Origin of the sequence: Thermoactinomyces sp. CICC 10521 (genome assembly GCF_016055135.1) — a bacterium.
GTDB lineage: Bacteria > Bacillota > Bacilli > Thermoactinomycetales > Thermoactinomycetaceae > Thermoactinomyces_A > Thermoactinomyces_A daqus.
In genome coordinates, this window is sequence record NZ_JAECVZ010000003.1 from 78,413 (window position 1) to 92,885 (window position 14,473).

The following is a 14,473-nucleotide window of genomic DNA, read 5'->3' on the forward strand; positions in this document are numbered from 1 at the left end:
TGCATCCTCCAACTCTAATCGATGATAATCAATTCTTTATTGGCATGGGTGATCACTTCATTGCCGGATTCCGTAACAACGACATCGTCCTCAATGCGCACCCCGCCAAAATCAGGGAGATAAATTCCCGGTTCCACGGTAACAACCATTCCCGGGGTGAGCACCGTGTCACCCATGGTGGAAAGCCTCGGCGCTTCGTGAACTTCCAGGCCCAGCCCATGGCCGGTTCCATGGCCGAAATAATCGCCATACCCGTGTTTGCTGATGTAATCACGGGCGACGCGATCAGCCTCGCGCCCGGTCATTCCGGAACGAACCGCGGATACGGTTTGTTTGTTAGCCTCTAATACAATATCATAAATCTCTTTTTGTTTCCCGTCCGGTTTGCCGAGCACCACCGTGCGCGTGATATCGGAAGCGTATCCTTGATAATAGGCGCCAAAGTCGAGCGTTACCAGGTCACCTTTCTCCAGTTTTTTCTCACTTGCCGTTCCATGCGGCAGCGCCGAACGTTTTCCGGAAGCAACGATCGTCTCAAATGAGGATGAAGAGGCTCCCATTTCCCGCATCAGCACTTCAATGCGCAAAGCGACCTCCTTTTCTTTCATCCCCGGTTTCAGCTCCCCGATGAGGGTTTCAAAGGTGCGGTCGACGATTTTCGCGGCATCCCGGATGATCTTCAGTTCTTCCGCATCTTTGATCATGCGCATTTCTTCAACAATCCCGCTGACCGGTTCCGTTTCGATTCCGTCCAATGTGGCTTTGAGCTTCATCGCCTCGGCAAAAGTCAGATGATCCTGCTCAAAGGCCAGTTTTTTCACGCCAAGTTTCTGACATTCTTTGGCAACCGTCCCGAAAATCGACCCCGTGTGCTGAACCAATGTCATATGGGGGGCCTGCTCTTTCACCTGCGTCAAATAGCGAAAATCGGTGATCAAGATCGCTTCTGAAGCGGTGATCAACACCAGGCCCGCCGAACCCGTAAACCCGGATATGTAGCGACGGTTATACGGATTGCTGATCAAAAAGCTGTCCAAACCGGCTTCAGCCATTTTTGTGCGCAAGCGGTCAATCCTCTGTTCCATTGGTTTCACCCCGTTCTTTATCAGATTAGGTCTGGCTCCACTGCCGGACTGCCGACAGGGCCAATTCATAACTCAAGGGGCCAAAGCCGACAATTTGTCCACGGCAAACGGGCGCAGTGACAGAAGTATGCCGAAATGCCTCCCGGGCATGGATATTGGATAAGTGCACTTCAATTACGGGAACATCGACGGAAGCGATCGCATCGCGCAGAGCATAACTGTAATGGGTATAGGCACCCGGGTTGAAAATTATGTAGTCGAATCGGCTCTCTGCGCCGTGAATTTGATTGATCAGTTCCCCTTCGATGTTGCTTTGGAAACATTCGACATCCAGTCCCCACTCTCTCCCCATGGAGATCAATCGGCGATTAATCTCCGTCAAACTGGTCTGACCATAAACCTGCTTCTCCCTTTTACCCAGCAAGTTCAAGTTGGGACCGTGCAAAACAAGCACCTTCGCCACCCTATCACCTCCCCGCTTCCTCCCGTCATTGTACCACAAAATTACGGGAAAGGAGAGCAGGAGGAAGAATCTCTTCTTTTGACGGGAAACATTCATGCCTTCCGGAAGCGGCCAGTCGAGAGGTATTCCCGCTTTCACAGAAAAATTCCCCCGATCAACGAGGGAACAGGAAAAATAAAGGGGTATGAACCTTCGATTCAGATAATAGTTTAACCCCGCTATTGATTTCTATTCAACCGGCCGTTTGCGCTAAGATTTCCACAAATCCTTGATTTCCGTCCACCCGAATCCTCTGCCCGTCCTTGATCTTTCCGGTCGCCCCGTCGACTCCGACCACAGCTGGGATTCCATATTCCCGGGCCACGACGGAACCGTGTGTCATCAACCCGCCCACTTCTGTGACCAGCGCTTTGGCTGACTGGAATAACGGAGTCCAGCCGGGATCAGTATGAGGGGCAACCAGAATCTCTCCTTCGTTCAGATGAGCTTCTTCCGGTTTGAGAACAACCCGGGCGATTCCTTCTGCCACTCCGGCAGAAGCGGGAGTTCCGATCAGCGCGCCGCCGGGAAACTCTCCTTTTCTCGGGGAAGGGGTAACCACCTCTCCTTCGCTCGTCATAACCTTTGGCGGCTTTAACGTCTGATGCCATTCGTATTTTTCTTTGCGATCGGCCAGACAAGCGAAGATATCCCGATAAAACTCTCCCTTTGTCAGTTGAATCAACTCGTCAAGAGTAAAGAAAAACGCATCTTCCTTCTCGTTGAGAATTCCTTTCTTCACCAGTTCTTCCGCTTCGGCCAGGATCGCTTTTTTGCATTCATCCAGAATGGAAACAAACAGATATTTGGGGTGCTCCCGCAGTTCGCCCATATAGCGGTACACCTCAATGAGACGCCGAACCCGTTTGGACTTAAAACCGCTTTGCTTTACCTGATCCATTATCCGCTGTGCCGCTTCCCGGGCTTCCTGTTCGCCACGGATAAATTTATGCCGATGTTCTCCCGGCTTCACGCTGCGCATGTGTCCCAGGATGGCGGGAACCAGCCGGGTCGGTGCTTCACGCCAGCGGGGCCTTGTCAAATCGATTTCCCCCGGGCATCTCATTCCGTATTTGGCGATAAAAGCTGCAAAGGCTGCCTTGAATCGCTCTCCTCCGCGAACTTGTAAAAGCCCTTCATAAAAAGTCGCGTCGTTTGCTTTTTGCAAATATGCTTCTACCTCAGGCAATTCCCGCACCAGATCAGCCAAATCGCCGATCTCCAGCCCCATTCTGCTCGTGATATTGCCAGGGAGGGATTTATTTAATTGATGCAATTCTTTGACATCCCCCAGCATTTTCTTCAACAGAAGAAAGGCGATCGGATAACAGGCGACGTATGGCAAGAGTTTCGGGGCAATCTCCTTCCCCAAAACGCCCAATTGATGTTGCACTGCTTCCAGCCGGCTTGCCCCGCTTTTCCCCTGCAACTCTGCACGGATTTCCGATTGCTTTTTCTCCATAAAGCTTTCAACTTTGCTTTTTGCCGATTTCGGATCGCGCTTCCACAAGTTTTTCCATATATCTTTCACGATGGGAACCATCATCCGGACCATGAGTCTGATCAATCCCGGCCCGGGAGAAACCCGTTCAAACTCGGGCCGCCGAATCACTTCATCAATCGCCCGGGCGAGTCCTTCATCGAATAACTGCTCATACGCTTTGGGCACTATTCTTCTTCCCGGCTTGGTGCGAAGCAATTCGGTCGGATCAATAAAAAGACGTCCTCCTGCTTCCAAAAGAACAGATTTCGGAAAAACCGTTCGCATTACGGAGATCCCAAGCGGTTTCATGGCATCGGTCATCATTTGCATATAGCCGAATGAGACCAGGACATGCAGAGGCTCTTGCGGAAGTTCCGGCAAGGGATACAGTGATGTGACCGGACGGCTCTGCACCACAAAAATCCGTCCGTCTTCCAGACAAAACTCGATATCCTGCGGGGAACCAAAATGAGCCTCGATTCTTTTTCCCAGGTCAGCCAGCTGCACGATCTGTTCGTCTGTCAGCGCTTGCTGTCTTTGTTGGTCAAGGGGCAACTCCTTTTTCACCGTTCCCCCTTCCGGCAGGGAAAAAATCGCGATTTTCTTTTCGGCGATTTTTTTGTCGATGATCCGTCCCGCTCTCACCCTGTATAAATCCGGTGAGACGATTCCCGATACAATCGCTTCCCCCCAAGCCGAAACCGGCATCGATGGAAATGATTTGGCGGTTCCCGGAAGCCGGATCAGCCGTGAACATAATCCCCGATATTTCCGGATTCACCATTCGCTGCACCACGACCGAAAGATAAACCTGGCGGTGATCAAAGCCGTTTTTGGACCTATATGAAATTGCGCGGTCGGTAAACAGAGATGCCCAGCATTTCCGGACATGACGCAACAATTCATCCTGTCCCCTGATGTTCAGGAAAGTATCCTGCTGGCCGGCGAAGGAAGCGGCAGGCAGATCCTCCGCCGTCGCACTGGAACGAACCGCATAAGCATACTCTTTTCCGACCTTTTCCCAGGCTTGAACAATTTGCTCCGCCAACCGGACAGGGATGTCCAATTGCCGGATATGTGCGCGGATGCGCTCTCCCAACTTCCGCAGCCGTGGTAAATCATTCGGGTTTACGGCATTCAGTTCATCAAGCATTGCATCCATTTCCGGGCTTGTGGCCATAAAATCCTGATAAGCGAATGTTGTCACACAAAAACCGTCCGGCACCGGAAAACCGGCCTTGGTCAATTCACCCAGGTTTGCCCCTTTCCCTCCGACAACGGAAAGGCTGGATCGATCCACCTGATCGAAAAACAAAATATATGAATCCACCCGACATATCCCCTTCCAGCCCGAACTTTAATAAGGTAAGTACTTACTTTCCTCATGTTCAGCCTAATATAGTGATATCCCATTGTAAAGCGATATATCCCAAAGACGTGTACATGAAAAAAGAGTTGCTCTGTCTCGTCACAGAACAACTCTCGGCGAACCTGATTCCTTTATTATTTGGCCAATTCCTCCAGCGTTTCACTCCAACGGGTGAGAACCGCATCCGGATCTTTCAAATCGATTGTGACGCCTGAACGGATCTCCGCGTATTTCGCCACATCTTCGCGTGCGGAAACAACGGACGCCGCAAAACGTTCCCGCTTGTGTCTGGCCCCCGGCAATTCGGGCAATCTTTTCAAAGAGAGCCGGACATAGTGCGCTTTTCCTGCAAAGAAAACAACAAGCGTTGCTTTCCCTGTGCGGAGGATATTCGCTGTTGTAGTCGTTCCAGGCCAGAGCGCCAGGCGCAGATGCGTCCGGTCAAGCGCCAGAATTTCCCCCACACTCACCATGGCAATATGCGGCCACAGATCTTCCGTCACAGTCAGCAACATCATGGCCTCATGCTGCTTCTCCTCAAGCGACCGGCCATTGAAGAGCTGGCATAATTCTTCGGAAATCCTCTGATTTTCCATCTTTCTCACTCTTTCCTTGAACAGCATCGCTTTTGAAACAGCGAGCTTCCCGTTTCATTGCACCAGCTGTCACCTTCTTCGCAAAGGTGCTGTCACGCCAGTGGAGATCATTTGACGATCCGCTCCGGTACAGCCGGCACCTTGGTCGCACGCGGAACATCGGCAGGATCAACTTTAAACGCCTTGTTGTATTTTTTCGGATCCGTGATCGTTTCAGGTTCGGACGAACGCCAGGTAAACAGGCAAACCGGGCACTGATATACTTCCCAGGCCCCTTCAACCGGTGATTTGGTCACCACTTCCGCTTTCTCCGACTCACATCGCGGACACGTATGCATGGCTACACACTCCTTTTTACTTTCTAAGCATATCACCCAGGATCTTCTCCCATTTCTCCGTACCCAAAGGAGAATCGAGCGGCTGGGAATAATGCCCTCTCGTTTCCGGAGCCACCGGTGTTGTTGCATCAAGAATCATTTTATGCGTAATGCCGGCCGGATTGGAGCCGGGGTCAAGCGGAAGAACCGACAGATCCGGAATGATGACGGCATCGTGTTTCGGGTGCATCTTCGTCGATAAAGCCCACATCACCTGCGGAAGATTAAAGGGATCGACATCTTCGTCGACGACGATGACAAGCTTGCAATATCCCAAACCGTGCGGTGTCGTCAACGCCCGCATCCCCACCGCTTTGGCAAAACCGCCGTAACGGCGTTTGGTGGAAATAATGGCAACGAGGCCATGGGTATACATGGCATTGACTGCGACAATTTCTTCCGGGAACGCTTCTTTCAGTTGTTGATAAAGGGGAACGCACGTGTTGATGCCGATCATATAATCGACTTCCGTCCAGGGCATGCCTAAATACAGATGTTCAAAGATGGGATTTTTACGGTGGTACACGCGTTTGATCTGGATCACAGGCATGCTTCTCCCGCCGGAATAATGGCCGGTAAATTCTCCAAACGGACCTTCGAATTCACGCACTCCGGCCAGGATTTCCCCTTCCAATACCACTTCTGCACCCCAGGGGATATCGAGATCGGAAAGTTTCGCTTTGACGACCTTATACGGTTCTCCTTGAATGGCACCGGCCATTTCATATTCGGATTGATCGTATAAGAGCGGTGTGGCGGCAACAGTGGAAATCACCGGTTCACAACCGAGCGCAATCGCAACCGGCAAATTTTCGCCCCGCTCTTCCGCCTGCCGCAAATGAATGCCAATATCGTGTTGCGGAACCGGTTGAATTCCCAGACGGTCTTTTCCTTTTACCTGCATTCTGTAAATCCCCACGTTTTGCTTGCCGAAATGCTCAGGATCATTCACATCGCGCGAGATGACACAGGCTTTGTCAATATAAAAACCCCCGTCGCCCTGGTTTAGACGAAACACAGGAAGAATCTCGAACAGGTTGATGTTTTCCGTAATTTCAACTTCATGAAAAGGAGCGGTTTCTTCCCGCTGGACGGGAACCGGAAACTGGCTGTAGCGACGGGCGAACTCAAAAAACTGTTCTTTTAGCGGCGTATTTTTGGGCAGTCCCATCATCAGAGCATGATTCGGCCAAGAACCATGGAGATTCATGACCACGCGGGCATTTTTGTATCCGTATATATTATTGAACAAAAGTGCGGGGGTCTGATCTCCCAGATTGCTGATCGCACGGGCTGCCGCCCCGAGATCAGGCTCGGGTTTCACCTCATCACTGATCGTCAGCAGTTGCCCTTCTTTTTCCAATGTCGCCAGAAAGTCGCGCAAATCTTTATATGCCATCTTCATTCCCTCCCTTTGATTGCGAATGCATTCCTTCCCATCTCTTTGCTCCCGGCAGATGAATTCCAAACTGATCAAGCGCCCGAAAAGCGATATGGTCAACCAGGTCATCCAATTTTTTGGGAAGATTATAAAAAGCAGGCATCGGCGGGAAAATAACGGCTCCCATTCGCGACAGTTCCAACATATTTTCAAGATGAATGGTACTGAGAGGGGTTTCCCGCGTCATCAACAAAAGCTTTTTTCTTTCTTTCAGAATGACATCGGCGGCACGGGTCAGGAGATTATCTGCCAACCCGATGCGGATGGAAGCCAGGGTCTTCATGCTGCATGGAGCAACAATCATCCCGTCAACCTGAAAAGATCCGCTCGATATTTTGGCTGCCTGATCCTTGTAAGAATAAGTATAGTCCGCAAGTTTTTCCACATCTTTAACCGAGTAAGGTGTTTCCAACCGGATGGTCGCTGCGGCCCACGGAGAGAGAACCAAATGGGTTTCCACTCCAGCTTCTTTCAGCAACTGAAGGGTGCGCACCCCGAAAATCGCCCCCGTGGCACCGGACATCCCCAATATAATCCTCATCCCGCCCCTCCTTTCTATCAATCAACGCTTTTTTAAAGTAGCCTTTACAAATTTAAAGTATACTCCTCTTTTTGCCATATTTGAAATATCTAAAAAACATACATATAATACTTTTAAAGTATATACTAAGAGGTCTGTTGATTAATTAAATACAAGAATGGGATGGAGTGATTTTTGAACGTTGGCAACCTCCATCCTGACATCTGAACGGAGAGAAGGAGAACGAATGGATATTCGCCAGTTAAAATATTTTGTTGCCATCGCCGAAGAAAAAACGATTACAGGTGCGGCGAGACGGCTTCATATGGCACAGCCTCCGCTGAGCAGGCAGCTGAAGAGAATGGAAGAGGAGCTGGGGGTTACTCTGTTTGAACGGAATAAAAAGAAATGCTTGACGCTTACCCATGAGGGCGAACTGTTTCTGAAAAGAGCAAAAGAAACGCTCAATCATCTGGAAACGGCCATTGTGGAAGTCCGGGAGTTAAGGGAAAGGGTCAGCGGAACCCTGGCGGTCGGGTCCACCATATATTGCGCTTCCTTGATGCTGGAAAAAGTGATGCTCCTTCGGAAACGCAATCCCGCTCTCACCTTCAACATTTGGGAAGGGGAGTCTCCCCGTTTGCTTGAGCTATTGGAAAGCCGGCAGATTGAAATCGCGATTGCCACCAGTTCGGTTTCCGGGCGCAATATCGAAAAGCGCGTTTTGCCAGCGGATCCCTGTGTTCTTGTTTTGCCGGAAAAATGGACGGTTCCGTACGACACATATACGGAACTGGCCAATATCTCCGACTTGCCCCTGATTCTGCTTCGTCCCCTGCACGGCAAAGGGTTGTATGATCAGATCATCAATGAGTTTCAACGTTTGGAACGAGAACCGAATATTCTGTGCGAATGCCATGACTCCGCCATGCTGCTCAGTCTGGTCTCAGCCGGATTCGGTGCAACAATCCTCCCTTTGTCCATGCTTTCACTCAATCCTTTCGGCAATTTTAAAATTCTCCGTTTCAAGAATGATCCTTTGGTGATGGAACCGGCTGTCATTTGGAGAGCCAACAGCTATTTATCCAGATCAGCCAAGGAGTTTTTGCATTTGTTTTAGTTTCACCTTATGTTAGAATAAAACCACCAAATGTTTGTTCCTTCCAGATAAAATGAAGGTGGTGCAACCAGAAATTGGCTGACAAACCTGTAGCATATGGCGGGCAAGCGGTCGTTGAGGGCGTGATGTTTGGCGGCCGTTATGCACAAGTGACCGCCGTGAGGCGAAAAACTGGGGAAATCGAGTTTTTTGAGGTGAAAAAACAAGGACAACCCGGCTTGAAGTGGTTAAGCAAAATTCCGCTTGTGCGTGGAATTGTTGCTCTGGTATTGGCCAGTGCCTCCGGGGCAAAGCATTTGCAGTTTGCATCTGACATGTTCGAACGCGATCATGATGAGGAAGCGGAATCAGCCGATGAGAGCGTACAGGAGAATCAATCAAGTTCCAAATGGGGGATGATTCTCGGTGTCGCCATGGTCGGCATTTTGTCCCTGCTCATCGGAAAAATGGTCTTTACCGCCCTGCCCGCCTTTCTCGCCAGCATCCTGTTTGACCGTTTCGTGCATAGTATGTTTTTGCAGAGTTTAATTGAAGGAGCCATTAAAACCATCCTTCTGCTTGCCTACCTTTGTGGCATCTCATTTACCCCCTTGATCAAGCGCGTTTTTCAATACCACGGTGCCGAGCATAAAGTGATTACCGCCTTTGAACGAGGGGAAGAATTAACCGTAACGAATGTGCAAAAACATTCCACGCTTCATTACCGCTGCGGAAGCAGTTTTATCATTCTCTCGATCATCGTCGGTGTCATCCTCTACTCATTTTTCACTTACCATAGCGTATGGGATCGCATCCTGATTCGCCTGGCGCTGATTCCGCTCGTAATCGGCCTTTCCTACGAGCTTTTACGGATGACAAACGCCGTTAAAGATATCCCGATTCTAGCCTGGCTCGGATATCCGGGACTTTGGTTGCAAAAATTGACAACAAAAGAGCCGACCGACGATCAGGTGGAAGTGGCAATTGCTGCGTTTAACCGCATGCGGGAACTGGACGCCCAAGCAGAAGCACGCCTGGCCAACGGCGTTCAGCGCACCACGCCAGCATTTAATTAAAAAGGGGTGGGGTTGATAATGAAATCAGCCAAAGCTTGGCATTACCTCATTCTCGGCTTGGCAGGTCTCGGTTTTGTGGTTCAGCTGATCAGGGCACCCTTCTCGATTTTGCTGCCTGTGATCATTATTGCGCTGATCTATTTCCTGTTTAAGACACCCCCACAGTGGTTGCTCAGATTCACTTCTGCCCATCCACCGCTCGCGAAAAAAAACAAAGGCAAAAAAGCCCGCAAAAAGAAAAGGCCGTTTCAGGTGATTGACGGAAACAAAAAATATTAAACTCCCCAGCCCTTATACCGCCTAGGACTTGCGGAATAAGGGCTGTTTTTTACCCGTTTCCGGCCTTGTCACCAGGGCGCAGATTGTAGGAAATCCCCTGTTTTTTCGCGCGGTCGGCCAAATGTTTGCGGTAATCCCATGTACTGAAGAAACTCTCTGCTGCCCGGGCCCCCGCCTGAAACAGCTCCCTCTTTTTTTCTGCCGATAATGAAAAATCAGTTAATTTAATCCCCAAAGTGGGCACTTGAATCGTCCGCACCCCATCGTGTTCCTTAATGTAGCGGTTATCATGCGCATCCATCATGGTCAAAAAAATGGAAATAAACATGCTGAACGGCCCCTCGATTTCGTGAAAAGCTTTTTCATCCGGTGAAAAAAGCCGAAAACCGAGAGTGGGCCAGCGTGGATTTTCCCGGTCAAAGATCCAGACAGGGAAATTGCTCAGGACTGCACCATCCACGATATAGCATGGTTTTCCACTCGGTTTGTGCAACAGTTTCACCGGATCAAAAAAATAAGGAATGCTGCAACTCATGCGAACCACTCTCGCCACGGAAAATGCTCCGGGATCATACCCATATTCCGTCAAATCATGTGGCAATACGAGCAAACGCCCGCGCGTGATATCCGATGCGATCAGGTGAACAGGCACCTCTTCCCCGAAATCATCGAAGGTGGCAATCCCCTTCTGCAAAAGGAGTTTCTCCACCCATTTTTCCAGGGCATCGCCGGAATAAAATCCTTTCTTAATCCATAAGCTGAGTGCCGGTCCCAGATAGGGAATACGCCCATACCAAGTCCGGATTAAAAATTCAGAAAAATCCTTTTGAAGCAAGATCTCATACAATTCCTTCGCCGTGTATCCGGCTGCCGATAACGTCGCAATCATGGCCCCTGCGGAAGTGCCGGCCACCTTTTTCCATCTGTATCCATGATCTTCGGCCACAGACAGGGCACCGACAAGCCCGATCCCCTTCACTCCCCCGCCTTCAAAGACAGCATCGGCCCAAACCTCATTTCCTTCCATCCCCATCCTCCTAGCAAAAAATGAATGAAAAAACCCAAGGACGAGTCCATGGGTTAGCGTGATTCATCATCAGCGTCTGCTTCTTTTATTGTATGCAAATGTTTTACCAAATCCGGATTATTTTCCAATAACCGAACCAAATTTTCGATACAGGTGATTGAATCCCAGCTCAAATGGTGTTCGATGCCTTCAACATCATGGTAAATCTGTTCCTCGCTGACGCCGATCAACCGCAAAAATTCCTCCAGCAAATGATGGCGGTCAACCAGCCGTTTTCCTATTTTTTTCCCTTTGGGGGTCAGAACCAAACCACGATATTTTTCGTAAACAAGATAATTACTCTGATCCAGTTTTTGCACCATTTTCGTGACAGATGAGGGGTGTACCTCCAACGCTTCGGCAATATCGGAGACTCTTGCGTATCCCTTTTGTTCAATTAACTTGTAAATGTTCTCCAAGTAATCTTCCATACTCGGTGTCGTCATTTAAGAGGTCCCCCTATCCGTCCAAAATTGATTCTCCATGCCATGCCTCCCGTCTCAAGCGGTTTATCGCGTCAAAACGCCATGGCGTGTGATTGTGGCCACCAGATTTTGCCCCAGTTCTTCCAATCGCTTTTGCAATTTTTCATCCTTGAGGGTTCCGTCCGGATTAAAGGCCATATAAGATTGGGGAACCGACGGCATCGAGGGCAGAGGCCAGGCATGCAGTGTACGGCAGATGATATTTAAAGTGTTGACTGTGTTGGTTGCCCCCATTGCCCCGCCGGCAGTGCCCACCAAAGCGACAAATTTCCCTTCAAGTTCGCGTGCACCGATAAAATCAAGGGCATTTTTCAAAACCCCGGAGATGCTGCCGTGGTATTCGGGCGAACCTAGGATAAATCCATCTGCTTCCAACATTTTTTTCTTAAACAAGTGAACATTGTCGGGATAAGTGGATTCATCCGAACGAGCGTCATAAATCGGCAACGGGTTTTTCCGCAGATCAAATACCTCGACCTCGGCTCCGGCCTTACGTGCCGCTTCCGCCACGATGCCTACAGCCAGATGGGTTGTCGAATTGGTGCTCAAACTCCCCGGAACAGCTAATATTTTCATTCCGTCCACACTCCTCTTTTCAGGAAATATGTATTTATCGTCTTTTTTATAAAATACCCATAAACATCAATATGGTTTTGCACGTTACAGTATATCGAATTTGTCTCCTCATTTCTACAAAAAAACAAAAACGATCAATCACTTCCCCGCGCAGTCCGGGGATGAAAAGAGAAGTCATACAGAAAAAGCCACCCGCCAGGCAGCTTTTAAAATGAAAAAAATCATGAAATGGAATGAGAAGCGAAACGGATATAATCAACCAGCAATTCTCCCTTCGCAAGCAAAAAGACCACAGTGGCGAATCGCGTTTTCGCAGGAGGAGGCGGAACGATCGAAAAATAAGAATACCAGCTGGAAGAGCCGGCCGGCGGTTCTATCAACAGCGGTGTTGTGCGAATCAGATTTTTTCTCCCGTCCAAATAGGATACCGCGGCATACAATATGGCTTCGCCACCACCGGACGTGACATTGAGAACGCGGAAATTCAAATAATAGGAACATTCTTCTTCAAACTCACCCGGGATGGTCTGTTTTAACACTGCGTGGTTGGTCGCACTGCCTTTCATCAGAACGGAAACGTCCCCTTCTTGAAACGGGTTCTTGACCCACTTGATTCCCGTTCCCGTCCAAGGGAAAATTCCGCTCCGAAAGTTGCCGTTTTTAAGAAGATTGCGGTTGGTGCAAGGCATGCTTTCCTACACCTCCCAACTAAACCCGTTTTCTTAACTTATGCATCTTTTTCTGTTGCGGTGAAAAGTGATCCAGCAAGATAGACGTGCCCCCGTTTGATTGCCTATAATAATAGGCAAACAAGTTTATAGAGGATGCTCTGAAGAAAGGAGGGTCGGGCCAACGCCTAACCCTCCTTTCTCTTGTATTCTCTAATTAAATAAAAAGGGAAAGTGATAATATGACGAAGAAACCGGCCATTTTCATTTACGGGGACCGCTTAACTTTCCAGCAATTTGCAGAAGTTGTTTTCAACAAAGCACCAGTGGAACTCTCCGACTGCGCGATTGAACGGATGGAGGCATCGCAGAAATATGTGGCGAAATTACTTTCCGACGAAAGGGCAGTTTACGGAATCTCCACCGGATTCGGAAAGTTGTGTGACGTTTTGATCGCCCCGGAAGAAGTGCACAATTTGCAGCACAATCTGCTGAAAAGCCATGCCTGCGGTGTCGGTGAACCTTTGCCGGAAGAAGTGGTGCGCGGGACGATGTTGCTCCGCATCAACGCGCTGGCCAAAGGTTTCTCCGGAATCCGTCCGTCCGTTGTGCAAATGCTCATCTCGCTTTTAAATCACGAAGTTCATCCGGTGATCCCGTCCCAGGGTTCTCTCGGTGCAAGTGGTGACCTGGCGCCTCTTTCCCATATGTGTCTTCCTCTCATCGGCCTGGGTGATGTGATTCACGACGGGCATCGAATCCCTGCCAAAGAAGCGCTGGCCCGGCTGGGGATGAAACCGATCCGTCTGGAAGCGAAAGAAGGACTGGCGCTGATCAATGGTACGCAAATGATGTGCAGCATCGGTGCCCTGGCTGTACTCTATGCGGAAAACTTACTGAAAGCAGCCGATATCATCGCCGCGATGACCGTGGAAGCGCTGGAAGGAATCCCCGATGCTTTTCACCCGCTCATTCAGCAGGTTCGGGGTCATTACGGACAAATCGTCACAGCGAAAAACATGCTGGCCTTGCTCGCGGAAAGCGGACGAACCACCCGGCCGGGAGAGAAAAGAGTGCAGGATGCCTACAGTTTACGTTGCATCCCTCAAGTGCATGGAGCTTCCAAAGATGCCTATCACTATGCAGCGAAGACAATTGTACAGGAAATGAATGCGGCAACGGACAATCCGCTCATTTTTGCCAGTGAAGGAGAAGTGATCTCCGGCGGAAATTTTCACGGACAACCATTGGCCCTCACCACCGATTTTCTCGCCATCGCCCTTGCGGAGATCGCCAATATCTCCGAACGGCGGACGGAACGCCTCGTCAACCCGCAGTTGAGCGGACTGCCCCCCTTCTTATCGGCCAGGAGCGGGCTTCATTCCGGTTATATGATCATGCAGTATGTGGCGGCATCACTTGTCTCGGAAAACAAAACTTTGGCCCATCCGGCTTCAGTTGATTCAATTCCGTCATCGGCCAACCAGGAAGATCATGTCAGCATGGGTTCGATCAGTGCGCGAAAGTGCCTGAAAATCATAGAAAATGTAACCAACGTCTTGGCGATCGAATACCTGTGTGCCGCACAGGCACTGGAATTTTCCAGCAAATCATGCGGAAGGGGAACACTGATTGCACGGGAGCTTTTGCGCCGACACGTTCCTCCGCTTGACGATGACCGTGAAGGACATGCAGAGATCAACATCGCCGCTCACCTGATCAAAAGCGGTTCTCTGGTTAAAGCGGTTGCGGAAAGACTGGATCTCCAGATCTAACAGGGCCGAATAGAATATTTACCGTTTTGAATATAAATACTATAATGAATTTAATAGAATGTTTAAGGAGGTTCCC

The 14,473-nt window shown here is 49.7% G+C and carries 16 protein-coding genes; 4 read left to right on the forward strand and 12 right to left on the reverse strand.

Annotated features, from left to right (window positions below; all coding sequences use genetic code 11):
• Positions 1 to 14: 14 nt before the first annotated feature.
• From I8U17_RS03635 to I8U17_RS03665, 8 genes are all read right to left on the reverse strand, one after another.
• A complete protein-coding gene (locus I8U17_RS03635; RefSeq protein WP_198054985.1) occupies positions 15 to 1,085 on the reverse strand; it encodes a M24 family metallopeptidase in 1,071 nt (356 codons plus the stop codon).
• A gap of 25 nt (positions 1,086 to 1,110) precedes the next feature.
• Positions 1,111 to 1,548: a type II 3-dehydroquinate dehydratase gene (gene aroQ, locus I8U17_RS03640; protein ID WP_033102368.1), complete on the reverse strand. Its 438-nt coding sequence runs from the start codon at positions 1,546 to 1,548 to the stop codon at positions 1,111 to 1,113.
• 232 nt (positions 1,549 to 1,780) lie between these two features.
• Positions 1,781 to 3,715 carry a PEP-utilizing enzyme gene (locus I8U17_RS18740; protein WP_370589209.1) on the reverse strand — a complete coding sequence of 645 codons (1,935 nt, stop codon included), beginning with the start codon at positions 3,713 to 3,715 and terminating at the stop codon, positions 1,781 to 1,783.
• Positions 3,615 to 4,400, reverse strand: coding sequence for a PEP/pyruvate-binding domain-containing protein (locus tag I8U17_RS18270; protein ID WP_370589210.1), 786 nt, complete (start codon positions 4,398 to 4,400; stop codon positions 3,615 to 3,617). Before I8U17_RS18270 ends, I8U17_RS18740 begins: the two co-directional genes overlap by 101 nt.
• Before the next feature lie 173 nt (positions 4,401 to 4,573).
• Positions 4,574 to 5,035, reverse strand: a complete 462-nt coding sequence (locus I8U17_RS03650) for a pyridoxamine 5'-phosphate oxidase family protein (protein ID WP_033102369.1) — start codon at positions 5,033 to 5,035, stop codon at positions 4,574 to 4,576.
• 107 nt (positions 5,036 to 5,142) lie between these two features.
• Positions 5,143 to 5,373: a non-oxidative hydroxyarylic acid decarboxylases subunit D gene (locus I8U17_RS03655; protein ID WP_198054987.1), complete on the reverse strand. Its 231-nt coding sequence runs from the start codon at positions 5,371 to 5,373 to the stop codon at positions 5,143 to 5,145.
• Positions 5,374 to 5,389: 16 nt separating this feature from the next.
• On the reverse strand, positions 5,390 to 6,811 hold the full coding sequence (locus I8U17_RS03660) for a non-oxidative hydroxyarylic acid decarboxylases subunit C (protein ID WP_033099152.1): 1,422 nt from the start codon (positions 6,809 to 6,811) through the stop codon (positions 5,390 to 5,392).
• On the reverse strand, positions 6,801 to 7,394 hold the full coding sequence (locus tag I8U17_RS03665; protein WP_198054988.1) for a non-oxidative hydroxyarylic acid decarboxylases subunit B: 594 nt from the start codon (positions 7,392 to 7,394) through the stop codon (positions 6,801 to 6,803). Before I8U17_RS03665 ends, I8U17_RS03660 begins: the two co-directional genes overlap by 11 nt.
• Positions 7,395 to 7,620: 226 nt before the next feature.
• Here I8U17_RS03665 and I8U17_RS03670 point away from each other — a divergent pair, with 226 nt between their 5' ends.
• From I8U17_RS03670 to I8U17_RS03680, 3 genes are all read left to right on the forward strand, one after another.
• Entirely contained in the window at positions 7,621 to 8,493 is an 873-nt protein-coding gene (locus I8U17_RS03670; protein WP_198055135.1) for a LysR family transcriptional regulator, read from the forward strand.
• A 125-nt stretch (positions 8,494 to 8,618) separates the two neighbouring features.
• Positions 8,619 to 9,548 carry a DUF1385 domain-containing protein gene (locus tag I8U17_RS03675; protein WP_198059075.1) on the forward strand — a complete coding sequence of 310 codons (930 nt, stop codon included), beginning with the start codon at positions 8,619 to 8,621 and terminating at the stop codon, positions 9,546 to 9,548.
• 18 nt (positions 9,549 to 9,566) lie between these two features.
• The gene (locus I8U17_RS03680) at positions 9,567 to 9,827 is read left to right on the forward strand and encodes a hypothetical protein (protein ID WP_033099156.1); all 261 of its coding nucleotides are present in this window, start codon (positions 9,567 to 9,569) and stop codon (positions 9,825 to 9,827) included.
• 49 nt (positions 9,828 to 9,876) lie between these two features.
• On the opposite strand, the gene I8U17_RS03685 is transcribed toward I8U17_RS03680, so the two are convergent.
• The 4 genes from I8U17_RS03685 to I8U17_RS03700 form a co-directional block, all read right to left on the reverse strand.
• On the reverse strand, positions 9,877 to 10,854 hold the full coding sequence (locus tag I8U17_RS03685; protein WP_081943625.1) for a patatin-like phospholipase family protein: 978 nt from the start codon (positions 10,852 to 10,854) through the stop codon (positions 9,877 to 9,879).
• Positions 10,855 to 10,907: 53 nt separating this feature from the next.
• A complete protein-coding gene (mntR, locus tag I8U17_RS03690; protein WP_033099157.1) occupies positions 10,908 to 11,339 on the reverse strand; it encodes a transcriptional regulator MntR in 432 nt (143 codons plus the stop codon).
• A gap of 63 nt (positions 11,340 to 11,402) precedes the next feature.
• Positions 11,403 to 11,954: an NADPH-dependent FMN reductase gene (locus tag I8U17_RS03695; protein WP_033099158.1), complete on the reverse strand. Its 552-nt coding sequence runs from the start codon at positions 11,952 to 11,954 to the stop codon at positions 11,403 to 11,405.
• Positions 11,955 to 12,175: 221 nt separating this feature from the next.
• Positions 12,176 to 12,643 carry a hypothetical protein gene (locus I8U17_RS03700; protein ID WP_033099159.1) on the reverse strand — a complete coding sequence of 156 codons (468 nt, stop codon included), beginning with the start codon at positions 12,641 to 12,643 and terminating at the stop codon, positions 12,176 to 12,178.
• Positions 12,644 to 12,864: 221 nt separating this feature from the next.
• Between I8U17_RS03700 and hutH the strand changes: the two genes are divergently transcribed.
• Positions 12,865 to 14,397 carry a histidine ammonia-lyase gene (gene hutH / locus I8U17_RS03705; RefSeq protein ID WP_198054990.1) on the forward strand — a complete coding sequence of 511 codons (1,533 nt, stop codon included), beginning with the start codon at positions 12,865 to 12,867 and terminating at the stop codon, positions 14,395 to 14,397.
• Positions 14,398 to 14,473: the final 76 nt, after the last annotated feature.